The 16,771-nt window shown below is 64.5% G+C and carries 16 protein-coding genes; 12 read left to right on the plus strand and 4 right to left on the minus strand.

The genetic code is table 11. The annotated features are described in order from the left end of the window. Window positions 1-170 precede the first annotated feature (170 nt). Genes IVB24_RS15015 through IVB24_RS15030 form a run of 4 tightly spaced genes read left to right on the plus strand, consistent with a single transcriptional unit; the run spans window position 171 to window position 6,046 of the window. Complete coding sequence (locus IVB24_RS15015) at window positions 171-1,934, plus strand: ABC transporter ATP-binding protein (RefSeq protein WP_094975440.1); 1,764 nt, start codon at window positions 171-173, stop codon at window positions 1,932-1,934. A 58-nt stretch (window positions 1,935-1,992) separates the two neighbouring features. After that, a complete protein-coding gene (locus IVB24_RS15020) occupies window positions 1,993-4,197 on the plus strand; it encodes an amylo-alpha-1,6-glucosidase (RefSeq protein WP_247773475.1) in 2,205 nt (734 codons plus the stop codon). Between the two features lie 20 nt (window positions 4,198-4,217). Then, the gene (locus tag IVB24_RS15025; RefSeq protein ID WP_162406312.1) at window positions 4,218-4,736 is read left to right on the plus strand and encodes a PRC-barrel domain-containing protein; all 519 of its coding nucleotides are present in this window, start codon (window positions 4,218-4,220) and stop codon (window positions 4,734-4,736) included. Between the two features lie 23 nt (window positions 4,737-4,759). After that, window positions 4,760-6,046 (plus strand): MFS transporter, encoded by a 1,287-nt coding sequence (locus tag IVB24_RS15030; RefSeq protein ID WP_247773478.1) that lies wholly within the window; start codon window positions 4,760-4,762, stop codon window positions 6,044-6,046. A gap of 78 nt (window positions 6,047-6,124) precedes the next feature. Here the strand turns inward: IVB24_RS15030 and IVB24_RS15035 are convergent, their stop codons facing one another. The 4 genes from IVB24_RS15035 to fixL all read right to left on the minus strand — a co-directional run bounded on the left by IVB24_RS15035 (window position 6,125) and on the right by fixL (window position 9,525). After that, window positions 6,125-6,823 (minus strand): helix-turn-helix domain-containing protein, encoded by a 699-nt coding sequence (locus tag IVB24_RS15035; protein ID WP_162308437.1) that lies wholly within the window; start codon window positions 6,821-6,823, stop codon window positions 6,125-6,127. 103 nt (window positions 6,824-6,926) lie between these two features. After that, a complete protein-coding gene (locus IVB24_RS15040) occupies window positions 6,927-7,343 on the minus strand; it encodes a response regulator (RefSeq protein ID WP_247773481.1) in 417 nt (138 codons plus the stop codon). A 43-nt stretch (window positions 7,344-7,386) separates the two neighbouring features. After that, complete coding sequence (gene fixJ / locus IVB24_RS15045) at window positions 7,387-8,004, minus strand: response regulator FixJ (RefSeq protein ID WP_247773485.1); 618 nt, start codon at window positions 8,002-8,004, stop codon at window positions 7,387-7,389. A 3-nt stretch (window positions 8,005-8,007) separates the two neighbouring features. Continuing rightward, window positions 8,008-9,525 carry a sensor protein FixL gene (gene fixL / locus IVB24_RS15050; RefSeq protein ID WP_247773488.1) on the minus strand — a complete coding sequence of 506 codons (1,518 nt, stop codon included), beginning with the start codon at window positions 9,523-9,525 and terminating at the stop codon, window positions 8,008-8,010. A 197-nt stretch (window positions 9,526-9,722) separates the two neighbouring features. Between fixL and IVB24_RS15055 the strand changes: the two genes are divergently transcribed. From IVB24_RS15055 to IVB24_RS15090, 8 genes are all read left to right on the plus strand, one after another. After that, the gene (locus IVB24_RS15055; RefSeq protein WP_166474441.1) at window positions 9,723-10,556 is read left to right on the plus strand and encodes a universal stress protein; all 834 of its coding nucleotides are present in this window, start codon (window positions 9,723-9,725) and stop codon (window positions 10,554-10,556) included. A gap of 34 nt (window positions 10,557-10,590) precedes the next feature. Next, window positions 10,591-11,016: a CBS domain-containing protein gene (locus tag IVB24_RS15060; protein ID WP_094975432.1), complete on the plus strand. Its 426-nt coding sequence runs from the start codon at window positions 10,591-10,593 to the stop codon at window positions 11,014-11,016. 207 nt (window positions 11,017-11,223) lie between these two features. Next, window positions 11,224-12,873, plus strand: a complete 1,650-nt coding sequence (gene ccoN, locus IVB24_RS15065) for a cytochrome-c oxidase, cbb3-type subunit I (protein WP_140477754.1) — start codon at window positions 11,224-11,226, stop codon at window positions 12,871-12,873. Window positions 12,874-12,883: 10 nt separating this feature from the next. After that, window positions 12,884-13,618, plus strand: a complete 735-nt coding sequence (gene ccoO, locus IVB24_RS15070; RefSeq protein ID WP_247773491.1) for a cytochrome-c oxidase, cbb3-type subunit II — start codon at window positions 12,884-12,886, stop codon at window positions 13,616-13,618. A gap of 13 nt (window positions 13,619-13,631) precedes the next feature. After that, window positions 13,632-13,796, plus strand: a complete 165-nt coding sequence (locus IVB24_RS15075; RefSeq protein ID WP_015687703.1) for a CcoQ/FixQ family Cbb3-type cytochrome c oxidase assembly chaperone — start codon at window positions 13,632-13,634, stop codon at window positions 13,794-13,796. 5 nt (window positions 13,797-13,801) lie between these two features. Further along, a complete protein-coding gene (gene ccoP, locus IVB24_RS15080; RefSeq protein ID WP_094975429.1) occupies window positions 13,802-14,677 on the plus strand; it encodes a cytochrome-c oxidase, cbb3-type subunit III in 876 nt (291 codons plus the stop codon). Window positions 14,678-14,799: 122 nt separating this feature from the next. Continuing rightward, a complete protein-coding gene (gene ccoG / locus IVB24_RS15085; RefSeq protein WP_166466580.1) occupies window positions 14,800-16,263 on the plus strand; it encodes a cytochrome c oxidase accessory protein CcoG in 1,464 nt (487 codons plus the stop codon). A gap of 15 nt (window positions 16,264-16,278) precedes the next feature. Then, window positions 16,279-16,764 carry a FixH family protein gene (locus tag IVB24_RS15090; RefSeq protein ID WP_166466579.1) on the plus strand — a complete coding sequence of 162 codons (486 nt, stop codon included), beginning with the start codon at window positions 16,279-16,281 and terminating at the stop codon, window positions 16,762-16,764. The last annotated feature ends 7 nt before the right edge of the window (window positions 16,765-16,771 follow it).

A 16,771-nucleotide genomic window follows, 5' to 3' on the forward strand; every position in this document is an offset into this window, starting at 1 on the left:
ACCGTTACTTCTTCGACACACTGCAGCGTGGTCGCGATGATGCCATCACCTCTTCTCACATCGTCCGCATCCGCGTGTCGTGATGAGACTGCCCGGGAACCGCGGCGAAGCAGTCGATGTTCAGTCGGCTGAGACAAAAAACTTAAATCAACAGTACGGGGCGATAGCCTATGGATCATCTTTCTGGATACGCGCGCAGGCCATTTGCCTTTGTCTTGCGCTATCTTCGGATGCGAATGGCATCGCATCTGGTGATCGTGATCGCGGTTGTTGCAGCGGTTGCCTGCTCCGTAGGCACTCAATATGGGGTCAAATCTCTGGTCGACGCCTTGTCTGCGGGGCCTTCGCAAGGCGGAGGCGTATGGCTGGCATTCATTCTGCTCATGTCGCTGATCACCGCCGACAATTTCCTGTGGCGGATCGCGAGCTGGACAGCGAGCTTTACCTTCGTTCGGGTCACGGGCGATTTGCGTCGTGACATATTTCGTCATCTGACCGGTCATGCGCCGAGCTATTTTTCAGACCGGATGCCGGGCATGCTGACCAGCCGCATTACGGCCACATCCAATGCCGTGTTCACGGTCGAGAACATGTTTGTCTGGAATGTGTTGCCGCCCTGCATTGCCACAGTTGCGGCAATCGCCTTGATTGGAACCGTCAGTCCTTACATGGCGCTTGGCTTGCTCGTGATCGCCGGTGGCATGGTACTCGCGATGTTTCGCCTTGCCGCCGCGGGCAAGCCGCTGCATGACGACTTCGCCGACAAGGCCGCTGTGGTCGACGGCGAGATGATCGACGTCATCAGCAACATGCCCTTGGTGCGGGCCTTCTGCGGCATCGGCCACGAGCACGAGCGGTTCGACGCGACGGTGAACCGGGAGCTGACCGCGCGAAGCCGCAGCCTGCGCTATCTCGAGAAGTTGCGGCTGCTGCATGCCGCCGTGACCGTGGTTCTGACGGTCGCGCTGATGGCCTGGGCCGTCACCCTGTGGCAGAAGGGCGAGGCGACCACCGGCGACGTCGTGCTGGTCTGTACACTCGGCATCTCCATTCTCAGCGCCACCCGCGATCTCGCAGTGGCGCTGGTGGACGTCACCCAGCACGTCGCGCGGCTGACGGAGGCGATTGCCACGCTGCTGGTGCCTCACGAGCTGCGCGATCATCCCGACGCCGAGCCGCTGGTGAAGAGCGGCGCGGCGATCGCGTTCAACAACGTCAGCTTCGGCTATCCCGGCAGCGACAAGATCTTCGAGCGTTTCAGCCTGCGGCTTCAGCCCGGCCAGCGCGTCGGCCTGGTCGGGCAATCCGGCGGCGGCAAGTCCACGCTGTTCACGCTGCTGCAGCGCTTCTACGATACCGACGAGGGCAACATCACGATCGATGGCCAGGACATTTCGAAGGTCACGCAACTCAGCCTGCGCGAGGCGATCTCGGTCGTGCCGCAGGACATTTCCCTGTTTCACCGCTCCATCCGCGAGAACATCCGCTATGGCCGGCCAAACGCAACCGACGACGAGGTGCTGCGGGCCGCGATCGCGGCCCGCTGCGATTTCATCGATAGCTTGCCGGAGGGGCTCGACACCATGGTCGGCGACCGCGGGGTCAAGGTGTCCGGCGGCCAGCGCCAGCGTATCGCGATCGCGCGCGCCTTCCTGAAGGACGCGCCGATCCTGCTGTTGGACGAGGCGACGGCCGCGCTCGACAGCGAATCCGAAGAGGCCATCCGCGAGGCGCTGTCGCGCCTGATGCGCGGCCGCACCGTGATCGCGATCGCGCACCGGCTGGCAACGCTGCGCAATTTCGACCGCGTGGTGGTGCTGAGGAATGGCAAGATCATCGAAGACGGCTCGCCCGAGCGTCTGATGCAAGGCCATGGGCCCTATCGTGAATTGGTCACGCAGGAAATGAGCCGGCTCGCACAGGCCGCAGCGTAAACCAAGAGTCGCGTTGTCGAGTCGGTTGCGTCTTGAAACAAGCGCAGGGGATCAGCTCATGTCGGCCGAAGCCGTAACCCACCTTGCCTCCGTCACGCGAACCTCGGAGCAGGTCGCGGAGCAGCCTTTCTATATCCCGATGACCGGGCCGTCGGCACGGCCGCGGCGATCCCTCAAGCACGACGACATGTTCATCGTGCTCGACAGCCATGGCGACATCGGCGCCTCGGCCGGCGGGCCGGACGGCCTGTTTCACTACGACACCCGCTATCTGGCGCGGCTGGAGCTGGTGCTCGACGATCTCCAGCCGCTGCTGCTGGGCTCCAACCTGCGCGACGACAATTCGGCGCTGACCGTCGACCTCACCAATCCCGACATCTACCGTCAGGAACGCCTCGTCCTCCAGAAGGACTTGCTGCACATCGTGCGCACGATCTTCCTGTGGCGCGGCACGGCCTATCAGCGCATCGGGGTGCAGAACCATGGCGATGCGCGCGCCAGTTTCGAGTTGACGCTGCTGTTCGACAACGACTTTGCCGATCTGTTCGAGGTCCGCGGCGAGCGCCGCCCGCACCGCGGCACCGGCACGGGCAAACTGCTCGGTTCGACCGACGTGCTGTTCGAATATCGCGGCCTCGACGACACCGAGCGCACCACGGGTTTGCATTTCGATCCCCGCCCGACGCGGCTGTCGGTGAATGCCGCGACCTGGCAGCTCGAGCTGGGCCCGCATGAATCCAAGTCGCTGTTCGTGGCCGTGTCCTGCAACCGTCCGATCGCCGAGAAGCCCGCAGGCTTCTTCCGCGGCCTGCTCGCTCATCGCCGCGAGATGCGGCAGTCGACGATGGGGGCGGCGAGCGTCGAGACCTCGAACAACATCTTCAACGAGGTGCTGTGCCAGGCCATGGCCGACCTCAACATGCTGATGACGGAGACGCCGCAGGGGCGTTATCCCTATGCCGGCATCCCCTGGTATTCGACGACGTTCGGCCGCGACGGCCTGATCACCGCGCTGCAGATGCTGTGGATCGATCCGCGCGTCGCCAAGGGCGTCTTGCGCCGGCTCGCGCATTTCCAGGCCAAGGCGGTGGATCCGCTCGCGGATGCCGCGCCCGGCAAGATCCTGCATGAGATGCGCGGCGGCGAGATGGCGGCGCTGCGCGAGGTGCCGTTCGCGCAATATTACGGCAGCGTCGATTCGACCGCGCTGTTCGTGCTGCTCGCCGGAAGCTATTTCGAACGGACCGGCGACGAGAAGACCCTGATCGAACTGTGGCCGGCGATCGAGGCGGCGCTGGCCTGGATCGACGGTCCCGGCGATCCAGACCAGGACGGTTTCGTCGAATACCAACGCGCGACCGAGAAGGGGCTGGCCAACCAGGGCTGGAAGGATTCCTACGACGCGATCTTCCATGCCGACGGCCAGCTCGCCGAGGGCAACATCGCGCTCGCGGAAGTCCAGGGGTATGTCTACGCCGCCAAGCAGCTCGCCGCGCGTTGCGCGCTGCGGCTCGGCAAGCCGGACCGCGTGCGCAAGCTCGAGGCCGAAGCCAGGACGCTGGCCGAGCGATTCGAGAAGGCGTTCTGGTGCGAGGAGCTCGGCACCTACGCGCTCGCCCTCGACGGCAAGAAGCGGCCGTGCAAGGTGCGGACCTCGAACGCCGGCCAGGTGCTGTTCAGCGGCATGATCCGCGAGGACCGTGCCCGCCTCGTCGCCGCCGATCTGATGGGGCCGCATTTCTTCTCGGGCTGGGGCATCCGTACCGTCGCGCAAGGCGAAGTACGATACAACCCGATGTCCTATCATGACGGGTCGATCTGGCCGCACGACAATGCGCTGATCGCGCTCGGGCTCGCGCGCTACGGTCTCAAGCATTCGGTCGCGCATGTCTTCAAGGGGCTGTTCGACGCCGCCACCTATATGGACCTGCGCCGGTTGCCCGAATTGTTCTGCGGTTTCCGGCGCGAGAAGCGGCGCGGTCCGACGCTCTATCCGGTCGCCTGCGCGCCGCAGGCCTGGGCCAGCGCGACGCCGTTCACGCTGCTGGAGGCGGCGCTCGGCATCGAGTTCGACGTGGCGCGCAGCGAGATTCGCCTGCGCAACCCGCATCTGCCGGCGTTCCTCAACGAGGTGATCCTGCGCGATTTGCGCCTCGGCGAATCCAGCGTCGATCTTCGTGTCAGCCGCCACGGCGACGACGTGGCGCTTGAAGTCTTGCGCACGCGCGGCCGGATCCAGGTCTCGATCGTGCTGGCGCGCTAGGGGCGCGCAGGGAGAGTGTCATGCGTGCGATCGGAGCGTTGATCCTTGGCATAGCCATCGTCGCGGGCGTGGCGGTGGCGACGTCGCGCGCCGCAGACGAACCGCCCGCAGGGCAGAGCGAGGCGAAAGCGCCGGCGGCACCGTCGCCGAGCTCGGCCGTCCCGGTCACGCCGAAGGATGCTGCGCCGCCGCCGTCGGTGACGATCATCGGCGCCAGCGAAGCTCACGGGGTGCTCGGCCGCGACGTGCGCAGCGCGGCCGGCGAGGACATGGGGCGGATCGTCGACGTCATCGTCGATCGCAGTGGTCGCGTCCGCGCCGCGGCCATCGATTTCGGCGGGTTTCTCGGCGTCGGCAGCCGCAAGATCGTGGTGGATTGGAACGCATTGCGCTTCGGCAAGATTGCCAACAAGAAGGACAGCATCACGCTGGAATTGACCAAGGCGCAGGTCGCGGCCGCGCCGGAATACAAGGAAGATGCGCCGATCGTCGTGCTCGGCGCATCCGGCAGCCTTCAACCGCTGCAAGCGATCCAGTGAGGTGCGGGGAGGACTGACCGCCTGTGCTGTTGTCGAGGAAGCCGAAACATGCCGATCGCGACGACCGCTCCGAGCAGGACAGCGTCGCCGCGCCGCCGGCCGCGCGCAGTCCTGCGCCGTCGCGCCAGAGCCTGCGCGGCCTCGACTGGTTCATCTTCTTCCTCGCCGACGTCCAGACCGGATTCGGTCCCTTCATCGCGGTCTATCTGACGACCCAGAAATGGACCCAGGTCGAGATCGGCCTGGTGCTGTCGATCGGCGGTATCGTCGCGTTGATCGGGCAGATGCCGGGTGGGGCGATCATCGATGCCGCGAAATCGGAGCGGCTGGTCGCAGGCCTTGCCATTGCGGCCATCGGCTGCTGTGCACTCGCTTATGCCGCGATGCCGATCTTCCCGGTCGTTATGGCTGCGGCGACCTTGCATGCGGCGGCGAGCTGCGTGCTGGGGCCGGCGATTGCGGCGATCAGCCTTGGCCTGGTCGGGCCGTTCGCGATCGGCGAGCGGCTCGGGCGCAACGCGCGCTTTGCCTCGCTCGGGAGCGGCGTTGCCGCGGCGGTGATGGGCACCGTCGGCTATCTGCTGTCGAGCCGCGCCGTGTTCCTGGTCACTTTCCTGCTCGCGATTCCGACCCTGATCGCTCTCTCGCGCATTCGCGAGCAGGAGGTCGACATTGCCCGCTGTCACGGTGAGATGCCGCGCGAAGCGGCCGATCGTGGTGACACCAATATCTGGCACCTGATCCGGCAACGGCCTCTCATCGTGTTTGCCCTGAGCGTGTTGCTGTTGCAGCTCGCCAATGCCGCGATGATGCCCCTGATGGCGAGCGCGGTAACGGCGCGGTCCGCCCAATGGGCGACAGTGCTCGTCGCCTTTTGCATTGTCGTTCCGCAAGCGATCGTGGCGCTGCTGTCGCCGACGGTCGGGCGCAAGGCGCAGGCATGGGGCCGCCGGCCGTTGCTTCTGATCGGATTCGGCGCGCTGATGATTCGCGGCCTGCTGTTTGCGACCGTGCGCGATCCGTATCTGCTGGTCGCGGTGCAGGTGTTCGATGGCATCACCGCGGCAGTGTTCGCGGTGATGATTCCGCTGATCGTTGCCGACGTCGCCTTCGGCAGCGGGCACTTCAACCTTGCGCAGGGCATCGTCGGCACCGCGACCGGCATCGGTGCAGCGCTGAGCACCGCGCTTGGCGGCTATGTCAGCGACAAGTTCGGCAATGCCACGGCGTTCATCGGGCTTTCCGGCGTGGCCGCGACCGGACTCTTGCTGATTCTTTTCGTGATGCCGGAGACGCGGCGCAGGGCATGATTCGCGGTCCAAACAAAATGGCCGGCCGAAACGCGTTCGGCCGGCCAGATGTGTAGGGAGTAGGAAGATTGGCGAAGATCAGGCGTCGAGATGCTGCAGGCGCTGACGGTTGCGCAGCACGATCTGGCGGGCGCCGGAGAAGCCCAGAATGCCTTGGGCGTGAAGCTGCGACAGCGCGCGCGACACGGTTTCGAGCGTGAGGCCGAGATAGTCGCCGATGTCGCGGCGGCACATCGGCAGCGCCATCATGCCGGCAACGGCAAGGCGGCGGTCCATTTCGAGCAGGAAGGTCGCAACGCGCTCCATCGCCGTCTTGCGGCCCAAGAGCAGCATGTGATCCTCGGCATGGCGCAGCTCGCCGGCCGTCATCGCCCAGAGCTTGCGGGCAACCTGCACGTCGATGCCCGCGGCCTTCTCGAGGCTGGCGCGCTTCACGAGGCGCACCGTGGTGTCGATGATGGCTTCGGCAGCAAGGCGATGAGCGGGACCGGATTCGAGGCCGAACACGTCGCCGGGAAGATGGAAGGCGCCGATCTGGCGGCGGCCGTCGGACAGGAGCTTGTAGCTGCTCACTGCGCCTGACACGACCTGGTAGACATATTCGGCGGGCTCGTCCTCGCCATAGATCTCCTCGTCCTTGCGGTAGGAGAACTCGGTGGCGACGAGGCCGACATGGCCGGTGACGGCGCCGAACTGGTCGATGACGGGATGGGCGGGGGCGATCTTGCCAACGATCTGGGTGTTGATCGCCTGGGTGTTGAGGGTCTGGGTGAGCATCTGCGCCATCTCCGTTGTGATGGCGCTTTGGTACGCGGTATCGGGGGCTTCGAAAATTTCGAGCGATATCTTAAGGGGGTCTACCTACGTAGAATCCCGTAGGTCACGCGCGGGGGCGGTTCTGGATGGCGTGGCGGATGCACTTGACCAGATTTTCCTCGAGAAGCGGCTTCAAAACCACGTCTTTGATGCCCGCCGTCGCAGCCCGGGTCGAGATGTTCTCGTCGGGATAGCCGGTGATCAGGATCACAGGCGCGTCGCGGTCGGATTTGCGTAATTGGCCGGCCAGCTCGATGCCATTGATGTCGGGCATCTTGTAGTCGATCACATAGCAGTCCGCGCCGGGCGTAGCGCTCGCGTTGAGCAGCGCGGTGCCGCTCCTGAAGGTCCGCACGGCAAAGCCGTCGGTCTCCAGCAGGAACCGCAGCGATCCCAGAACGGCGGCATCATCGTCGACCACAAACACGGTGGGTTGTGGGGAGGACGACGCCTGGGCGCGATGTGAGCTGACCTCGATCATGCTGTCTGGTTAGCACGGCGCCGAAAAAGGGCCTTGACCTGCCTCAATCGTTGAGCATCCCGGCGCGCATCGCCAGCCGGACCAGCTCCGAAAGGCTGCTCGCCTGCATCTTGGTCATGACGTTGGCCCGGTAGACTTCGATGGTGCGCGGGCTGATGTCGTATTCGCGGGCGATCAGCTTGTTGGACAGGCCCGCGATCAGCCCCTCCATCACCTGACGTTCACGCGGGCTCAAGGAGGCGACGCGTGCAGCGATGTCCTGGGCGACGGCCTCGTTCTTGGCGGCCGGCTCGGCCTCCCGGATCGCGGCTTCGATCATGGCGACGAGGCGGTCGTCCTCGAACGGCTTTTCGAGGAAATCGACGGCCCCGAGCTTCATCGCCTCGACCGCGAGCGGAACGTCGCCATGACCCGTCATGATCAGGATGGGAAACGGGCTTTGCTGCGCCTTCAAGCGCTTCAGCAGCTCGATTCCATCCATGCCGGGCATGCGCACGTCCGAGACAACGCAGCCGAAGCCGAGGCCGGGCAGGGCATCGAGAAAGGCGAGCGCGTCGTCGAACAGCGTGACGCCGAAGCCGGCGGAATCCAGCAGGAAGTTGAGCGAATCGCGCATCGCAGCGTCGTCGTCGATGACGTAGATATGTCCCTTGGTCGTCATGGATCAGCTCTCGTCGGTTGCTGGCAAGGTGAAGCGGAATGTCGCGCCGCCCACTGCGTTGCTCTCGGCCCACATGCGGCCGCCATGAGCCTCGATGATCGAGCGGCTGATGGACAGCCCCACGCCCATGCCGGTGTCTTTGGTGGTGAAGAAGGTCTGGAACAGGTTCGGAAGGACGTCGTCCCGGAAGCCGGAGCCGGTATCCGAGACTTCCACCTCGATCATGTCGTCGGCGACACAGGTGTTGGCGACCACGAGCTCGCGCCGCGACGACTGTGCCATTGCTTCCAGCGCGTTGCGGAACAGATTGACCAGCACCTGCTGGATCTGCACGCGATCGGCAAGGACGAGATCGGCGTCGGGATCGAGGCTGAAGCGGAGCTGCACGTTCTGCTCGCGCGCGCCGGCGAGCCCGAGCGCGCCGGCCTCCTCGATCAGCTTGGACAGGCTCTCGACCCGCTTCTCCGACTCGCCGCGGGAGACGAAGTCGCGCAGGCGCCGGATGATCTGGCCGGCGCGCAAGGCCTGCTCCGCCGCGCGATCCAGTGCGCTTTCGACCTTCGGGGTGTTGGGGTCGCTGCTGCCGGCAAGGAGGCGCCGCGATCCCTTCATGTAATTGCTGATCGCTGCCAGCGGTTGGTTGAGCTCATGGGCGAGCGCGGAGGCCATTTCGCCCATCGCGGTCAGCCGCGAGACGTGGACGAGGTCGGATTGCAATTCCTGGAGCCTGGCCTGGGTCTGCTGGTGTTCGGTGAGGTCGCGGACGAAGCCCGTGAAATAGGGCTCGCCGGCGGATTCCATCTCGCCGATCGACAGATGCATGGGAAAAGTCGTGCCGTCGCGGCGCTTGCCCGTCACGATGCGGCCAATGCCGATGATGTGCGGATCGTTCGTGGTGCGGTAACGGGCGAGGTAGCTGTCGTGGCGGGTGCGATCGGGCTCCGGCATCAGGATGCTGACGTTCTGGCCGATCGCCTCGTGCTCCAACCAGCCGAACAGGCGCTCCGCGGCCGTGCTGAAGAGTTGCATGATGCCGTGGCCGTCGATGACGATCATGGCGTCGGGAATGGTATGGAGGATGGAGCGGAGGTGGGTCTCGCGCGTGCGCAGCGCCTCTTCGACCTGCTTTTCTGCGTCGATATCGAGCAGGATGCCGCTGAGATGACGAGCGGCGCCGGATTCGTCCCGAATGAGTCCGGCCCGGGCGCGGATCCACTGCCCGCTGCCGGAGGCATTCGCGACCCTGAACGACACGTCAAAGCTGCCGCCACTCTCGGAAACGCGCTTGATTGCGTCCTCGACCCGCTCTCTGTCCGTGGGTTGAAGGCGCGACAGGAACAGATCGTAGCTCGCCGGCTGATCCCGCTCGACGCCGAGCAGCCCCCTGGCGGTATCGGACCAGTCCAATTCCCGTGTCGCGAGGTCGAGATCCCAGGTGCCGACGCCAAACCCTTCGATCCGAACGCGAAAACGTTCGCCCCGACCGTCGTCCTGCGAGTGCGTTACGCGGCTCGGCGACAAATGATGCTCCAATCCTGATGCGGCCGCTCCGGACGCGGTTACCACTCGCCTAATGTCGCCTAAGGCCGGGCTGGAGGCAAGTTCTGTCGCTGCCGATTGACGGCAAGTCGGATGCCTGCGGCCTCCTTGATCTATCTCATCCCCATGTGCGGAAGCAGGCGTAAGTTCTACAAAAGTCTTTGCACTGGAGAATTCCGATGACATACGCGACGGTGATGGTCAGCCTGGCGCTCGATCAGTCCAACGAGGCGCGTCTTCAGGTCGCGGGCGAGCTCGCCGAACGATTCGAGGCGGCCATCGTCGGGGTCGCGGCGGCGCAGTTCGCGCCGCCGCTCTATTTCACCGACGGCGTCGAGGCGCAAGCACTGATCGACGAGGGCGAAGCTTCGGTCAAGCGGCGGCTGGCCGGCCTTGAGGCGCAATTCCGCGCCGCCACGAAGAATCGCGGCGGACATGCGGAGTGGCGCAGCGCCATGGACTTTCCGGCGCGATTCGCCCTGGCGCAGGCGCGTTGCGCCGACATCGTCGTGAGCGGCGGGCAGAGCCCGGCCTTCTCCGACGCGTTCGCGCTCGCCAGCGCCAAGGATCTGGTGATGCAGGCTGGCCGCCCCCTTCTCGTCGTGCCCGACCGGGTCAACTGGCTCGACCTGCGCAGCGTGCTGGTGGCGTGGAAGGACACGCCGGAGGCGCGGCGCGCCGTGGCCGATGCGCTGCCGATGCTGCGCAAGGCGAGAGACGTTACCATCGCCACAATTCCGGAGCGCGACGACGACCGTTCGGTCGTGATGGCCGGCATTACCGACGTTGCCGCCTGGCTCGCCCGCCATGGCGTCACCGCGACCGCGCGCATCTGCGAAGGCGCCAGGAACGAAGCCGCCGCCGTGCAATTGGAGAAGGTCGCCGGCGACGTCGATGCCGGCCTGATCGTAGCGGGCGCCTATGGCCATTCGAGGTTTCGTGAGCTGATCCTGGGAGGCGTCACTCAATATCTGGTCACGCAGACCGCCCGCAGCGTGCTGCTGTCGCACTGACGGCCGGCCGGAATCGAATCGAGGAGGACGCGCCGTGTACAGATTTCTTGAACAGACCGTCGACGGCTACATGACGCGCAACGTCAAGGCGGTGCAGCGGGACCGTAACCTGCTCGAACTCAGCGAGATGTTCGAGGCCGACGATTTCAACTCCTATCCGGTCGTGGACGACGGGCAGGTGGTCGGCATCGTCACCAAATTCGACATCCTGAAGTGCTTCGCCTTCTCGCCGAGCCAGATGCTGCCCCGCTATCACGACCTGATGAGCCGCAAGATCGGCGACGTCATGACGCCCGAGTTCATCTATGTCAGCCCCGACACGCGGCTTACGCGCGTGCTCCAGATCATGGTGGAGCACCGCATCAGGAGCATCATCGTGCTCGACGGCGCGCAGAAGCTGGTCGGAATCATCGCCCGCGAGGATGTCATCGCGGCGCTCAAGGCGACGGCGCGCGACTGACGCATCGCTCCGGTTCCTGCAATTTCCCGCCTCCGTGATCTCCCGGAGGCGAGCCCTGCCACGCGCGATGCGCGGCGCAAGGGATTGACATCGCGGCCATATCCGAGCCGGCCAACATTAACAGAAATCCACCTGTCTTGATTTCAATCAATTCCCCGCGAGGGTGAATGTGGTTTCTGGCGCTGTGTTCTTTCAGAGAGAATCCGCATGAGCCAGCCCTCCATCTCCAAATCCATGACCATCGGTGAAAGCGGCTTGGCTGTCGTGTTCGCAGTCACCGCCTTCCTCTGCGTGATCGCTTCGGCCAAAGCGCTCGATGCGCCCTTCGCCTTCCATGCCGCGCTCAGCGCGGCGGCGAGCCTGGCTGCGGTGTTCGTCATCGTCAACCGCTACCTCGACCGTCCGGCGGCGCTGCCGCCGCAGGAGATCAACGGACGCCCGAACTACAATATGGGCCCGATCAAGTTCTCCTCCTTCATGGCGGTGTTCTGGGGCATTGCCGGCTTCCTCGTCGGCCTCCTCATCGCCTCGCAGCTGGCCTGGCCGGCGCTGAACTTCGATCTGCCCTGGACCAGCTTCGGCCGCCTGCGGCCGCTGCACACCTCCGCCGTGATCTTCGCCTTCGGCGGCAATGTGCTGATCGCGACCTCGTTCTACGTGGTGCAGAAGTCCTGCCACGTGCGCCTCGCCGGCCATCTCGCGCCCTGGTTCGTCGTAGTGGGCTACAACTTCTTCATTCTGATCGCCGGCACCGGCTATCTGCTCGGCGTCACCCAGTCGAAGGAATATGCCGAGCCGGAATGGTATGCCGACCTCTGGCTGACCATCGTCTGGGTCGCCTACCTGCTCGTCTTCCTTGCCACCATCATCAAGCGCAAGGAGCCGCACATCTTCGTCGCGAACTGGTTCTATCTCGCCTTCATCGTGACGATCGCGGTCCTGCATCTCGGCAACAACCCGGCGCTTCCCGTCTCGGTGTTCGGCTCGAAGTCCTACGTCGCCTGGGGCGGCATCCAGGACGCCATGTTCCAGTGGTGGTACGGCCACAACGCCGTCGGCTTCTTCCTGACCGCCGGCTTCCTCGCCATCATGTACTACTTCATCCCGAAGCGCGCCGGGCGGCCGATCTATTCCTACCGGCTGTCGATCATCCACTTCTGGGCGCTGATCTTCCTCTACATCTGGGCCGGTCCGCACCATCTGCACTACACGGCGCTGCCGGATTGGACGCAGACGCTGGGCATGACCTTCTCGATCATGCTGTGGATGCCCTCCTGGGGCGGCATGATCAACGGCCTGATGACGCTGTCTGGTGCCTGGGACAAGCTGCGCACCGACCCCGTGCTGCGCATGCTCGTGGTCTCCGTCGCCTTCTACGGCATGTCGACCTTCGAAGGCCCGATGATGTCGATCAAGGTGGTCAACTCGCTCAGTCACTACACCGACTGGACCATCGGCCACGTGCATTCCGGCGCGCTCGGCTGGGTCGGCTTCGTCTCCTTCGGCGCGCTCTACTGCCTGGTGCCCTGGGCCTGGAATCGCAAGGAGCTCTACAGCCTGAAGCTGGTCAACTGGCACTTCTGGATCGCGACCCTCGGCATCGTCCTCTACATCTCGGCGATGTGGGTGTCCGGCATCCTGCAGGGCCTGATGTGGCGCGCCTACACTTCGCTCGGCTTCCTCGAATATTCCTTCATCGAGACTGTCGAGGCGATGCATCCCTTCTACATCATCCGTGCTGCCGGCGGGGCGCTGTTCCTGATCGGCGCGCTGATCATGGCCTATAATCTCTGGATGACGGTTCGCGTCGGCGAGGCGGAAGTCCAGATGCCCGTCGCTCTTCAGCCGGCGGAATGAGGAGCAAACCATGTCGTTCTGGACACGCCACCAAGTCTTCGAAAAGAACTCCATCATCCTGGTCGTCGGCATCCTGCTGGTGATCGCGGTCGGCGGTCTCGTCGAGATCACCCCGCTGTTCTACCTCAAGAGCACGATCGAGAAGGTCGACGGGGTCAGGCCCTACACGCCGCTGGAGCTCGCCGGGCGCAACGTCTACGTCCGCGAGGGCTGCTATCTCTGCCACTCGCAGATGATCCGTCCGCTGCGCGACGAGGTCGAGCGTTACGGCCACTTCTCGCTCGCCGCCGAGAGCATGTTCGACCACCCGTTCCAGTGGGGCTCCAAGCGTACCGGTCCCGACCTCGCCCGCGTCGGCGCCAAATATTCCGACGACTGGCACGTCACCCATCTGACCAACCCGCGCGCGATCGTGCCGCGGTCGGTGATGCCGGGTTATCCATTCCTCAGCCAGAGCGAGGTCGATCCGGACACGATCGCCGACCACATGCGGACGCTGAGGACGGTTGGCGTACCCTACACGGACGACCAGATCGCCAGCGCCGGCGCCGACATGAAGGCCCAGGCCGATCCGGACAACGCCGGCAGCGACGCCTTCAACAAGCGCTATGCCAAGGCCGTCGTACGCAATTTCGACGGCAAGGTCGGTTCGCCGACCGAGATGGACGCGCTGATCGCGTACCTGCAGATGCTCGGCACGCTGGTCGACTTCAAGATCTACAACGAGAAAGCCAATCTTCGCTGAGAAGGCATGAACGATGAAAGCCATCCTGACACTCGACAATCTCGCGTCCGGTCTCGTGACCACGATCTGGACGCCGGTGTTCGTCGCGATCTTTCTCGCGATCATCGCCTACGCATTTTGGCCCCGTAACAAGGCTGCCTTCGACGAAGCAGCGCACCTGCCGTTGCGGGAGGAGTGAGAGACATGACCGACCATCATAGCGACATCGATTCCGTCTCCGGCAAGTCCACGACCGGGCACGAGTGGGACGGCATCAAGGAGCTCAACACACCGCTGCCACGCTGGTGGGTGATCACCTTCTATCTCACCATCGTCTGGGCGATCGCCTACTGGATCGTCTATCCGGCCTGGCCGCTGATCGCCAGCAACACCACGGGCATGTTCGGCTACTCCTCGCGCGCCGACGTTGCCGTCGAACTCGCCAACCTCGAGAAGATCCGAGGTGGCAAGATGGTGGCGCTGGGCGCGGCCTCGCTCGCCGATATCGAGAAGGACCCGGCCTTGCTGGCGCTCGCCCGCGCCAAGGGCAAGACCGTGTTCGGCGACAATTGCGCGCCGTGCCACGGCTCCGGCGGTGCCGGCGCCAAGGGTTATCCGAACCTGAACGACGACGACTGGCTGTGGGGCGGCACGCTCGACCAGATCATGCAGACCATCCAGTTCGGCGCGCGCTCCGGTCATGCCAAGACGCATGAGGGCCAGATGCTCGCCTTCGGCAAGGACGGCGTGCTGAAGGGCGACGAGATCGTCACGGTCGCCAATTACGTGCGGTCGCTGTCGGGCCTGTCGACCCGCAACGGCTTCGATGCCGCCAAGGGCGAGAAGATCTTTGCGGAGAATTGCGTCGCCTGCCACGGCGACGGCGGTAAGGGTAACCAGGAGATGGGCGCGCCGAACCTGACCGACAAGATCTGGCTCTACGGCTCCGACGAGGCGAGCCTGGTCGAGACCATCAGCCAGGGCCGCGCTGGCGTGATGCCGGCCTGGGAAGGGCGGCTCGATCCCGCCACCATCAAGGCGATGGCCGTCTACGTCCACTCGCTGGGCGGCGGAAAATAGTCGAAGACATGCCGATCGGCGGCCGAATGGGGGCGAACAAATTCGCCCCCGTTTGCGCTGGATCAACTGACCCAGCGGCATCGGGTCTAGGTTTAATCGCACCTTCCAAGGCGACTGAAGCGATGAACAAGACCGTGAACCCCAAAGACCTCACGTCGGATGGCGACGGACCGCTCTACGCTGCCCACAAGAAAGTCTATCCCCAGAGCGTCTCCGGCACATTCCGACGGATCAAATGGGGCCTGATGGCGATCTGCCTCGGGGTTTACTACTTCCTCCCCTTCGTGCGCTGGAACCGCGGCCTTGGCGCCCCCAGTCAGGCGGTGCTGATCGATCTACCCAACAGCCGCTTCTATTTCTTCTTCATCGAGCTGTGGCCACAGGAGGTCTACTACTTTACCGGCCTGTTGATCGTGGCGGCTGTGGCGCTGTTCCTGATGAACTCGGTCGGCGGCCGCATCTGGTGTGGTTATCTCTGTCCGCAGACGGTGTGGACCGACGTGTTCTACGCCGTCGAGCGTCTGATCGAGGGTGACCGGCGCGAGCGGATGAAGAAGGACAAGTCGTCCGACCCGATGAAGCTCGAGCGCATCTCCGAGATCGTGCTTAAGCATTCGATCTGGCTGCTGATCGCGTGGTGGACCGGCGGCGCTTGGGTGCTCTATTTCAACGATGCGCCGACGCTGGTGAAGGAGCTCGTCACCTTCCAGGCGCCCATGATCGCCTATATCTGGATCGGCATCCTCACCGCGACGACCTACGTGCTCGCCGGCTTCATGCGCGAGCAGGTCTGCACCTATATGTGCCCCTGGCCGCGCATCCAGGCGGCCCTGACCGACGAATGGGCGCTGAACGTCACCTATCGCTACGACCGCGGCGAGAAGCGCACCTCGGTCAAGAAGGCGGCCGAGTTGCGAGCGCTCGGTCAGCAGGTCGGCGACTGCGTCGACTGCTATCAATGCGTCGCGGTCTGCCCGACCGGCATCGACATCCGCAACGGGCCACAACTCGAATGCATCCAGTGCGGGCTCTGCATCGACGCCTGCGACAACGTCATGACCAAGATCGGTCGGCCGAAGCGGCTGATCGGCTACGACAACGACATCAACATCCAGCGCCGCCAGGACGGCAAGGCGCCAGTCTACAAGATCGTGCGCGCTCGAACCGTTGTCTACAGCGCGATCATCGCAGCCATCGGCGGTTTCATGATCTACACGCTCGCGACCCGGAGCCTGCTCGACGTCAACGTGCTGCACGACCGCAATCCGGTCGCGGTCAAGCTCAGCGACGGTTCGATCCGCAACGCCTACACGGTGCGGCTGCTGAACAAGAGCGGCTACGACCGCGTGATCGCCATCGACGCAGAGGGGCCGGTCAATCTCACGATGCACGTCGTCGGGGCCGATTCGGTGACGCCAGACCGGCCGATGATCGTGATCCCGCGCGACTCCACCAGCGAACTCCGGCTGCTCGTCACCGCGCCCGCCGAGAACAATCCGGACAAATCAATTCCCGTCCGCTTCCACGTCATGGACATCGGACTGGGTGTCGCCGCGACCGCCACCGACAATTTCGTCGCGCCGTAAGTTCAGGAGATCGTCATGTCGTCAAAGCCACTGACCGGAACCAAGGTGTTCGTGATGCTGGTCGCCTTCTTCGGCCTCGTGATCGGCGTCAACGTCACGATGATGAAGCTTGCAATTGCGACGCTGCCCGGGACTGACGTCGACAGTCCCTATGCTGCGGGCCTGACCTACGAACACGAGATCTCGGCGGCACACGACCAGGCCGCGCGCAAATGGAAGGTCAACGCCCACATCGAACGCCGCAACGACGGGGGCGCCATGGTCCAGGTCGAAGCGCGCGACGCCAACGGGCAGCCGATCTCGGGGCTGAAGTTCGACGGACGCTTGGAGCGGCCGACCGACAAGCGGGCCGATCTCGCGGTCGCGTTCATCGAAACCGGAATTGGGATCTATCGTGGCGACGCCGCAGCGGTCGCGCCCGGCCAATGGAATCTCGTGATCGAAGGCGAGGCGCGTGGCGAGCGCGTTTTCCTGTCGCGTAACCGCGTGATCCTGAACTGAAGGACTT

Source organism: Bradyrhizobium sp. 192 (genome assembly GCF_023100965.1).
GTDB classification, from domain to species: domain Bacteria; phylum Pseudomonadota; class Alphaproteobacteria; order Rhizobiales; family Xanthobacteraceae; genus Bradyrhizobium; species Bradyrhizobium symbiodeficiens.

Bases quoted from the DNA above. Each gene is read 5' to 3' on its own strand.
- IVB24_RS15015 (WP_094975440.1), top strand. From the start codon at position 171: ATGGATCATCTTTCTGGATACGCGCGCAGGCCATTTGCCTTTGTCTTG.
- IVB24_RS15020 (WP_247773475.1), top strand. From the start codon at position 1,993: ATGTCGGCCGAAGCCGTAACCCACCTTGCCTCCGTCACGCGAACCTCG.
- IVB24_RS15025 (WP_162406312.1), top strand. From the start codon at position 4,218: ATGCGTGCGATCGGAGCGTTGATCCTTGGCATAGCCATCGTCGCGGGC.
- IVB24_RS15035 (WP_162308437.1), bottom strand. From the start codon at position 6,823: ATGCTCACCCAGACCCTCAACACCCAGGCGATCAACACCCAGATCGTT.
- IVB24_RS15040 (WP_247773481.1), bottom strand. From the start codon at position 7,343: ATGATCGAGGTCAGCTCACATCGCGCCCAGGCGTCGTCCTCCCCACAA.
- fixJ (WP_247773485.1), bottom strand. From the start codon at position 8,004: ATGACGACCAAGGGACATATCTACGTCATCGACGACGACGCTGCGATG.
- IVB24_RS15055 (WP_166474441.1), top strand. From the start codon at position 9,723: ATGACATACGCGACGGTGATGGTCAGCCTGGCGCTCGATCAGTCCAAC.
- ccoN (WP_140477754.1), top strand. From the start codon at position 11,224: ATGAGCCAGCCCTCCATCTCCAAATCCATGACCATCGGTGAAAGCGGC.
- ccoO (WP_247773491.1), top strand. From the start codon at position 12,884: ATGTCGTTCTGGACACGCCACCAAGTCTTCGAAAAGAACTCCATCATC.
- IVB24_RS15075 (WP_015687703.1), top strand. From the start codon at position 13,632: ATGAAAGCCATCCTGACACTCGACAATCTCGCGTCCGGTCTCGTGACC.
- ccoP (WP_094975429.1), top strand. From the start codon at position 13,802: ATGACCGACCATCATAGCGACATCGATTCCGTCTCCGGCAAGTCCACG.
- ccoG (WP_166466580.1), top strand. From the start codon at position 14,800: ATGAACAAGACCGTGAACCCCAAAGACCTCACGTCGGATGGCGACGGA.
- IVB24_RS15090 (WP_166466579.1), top strand. From the start codon at position 16,279: ATGTCGTCAAAGCCACTGACCGGAACCAAGGTGTTCGTGATGCTGGTC.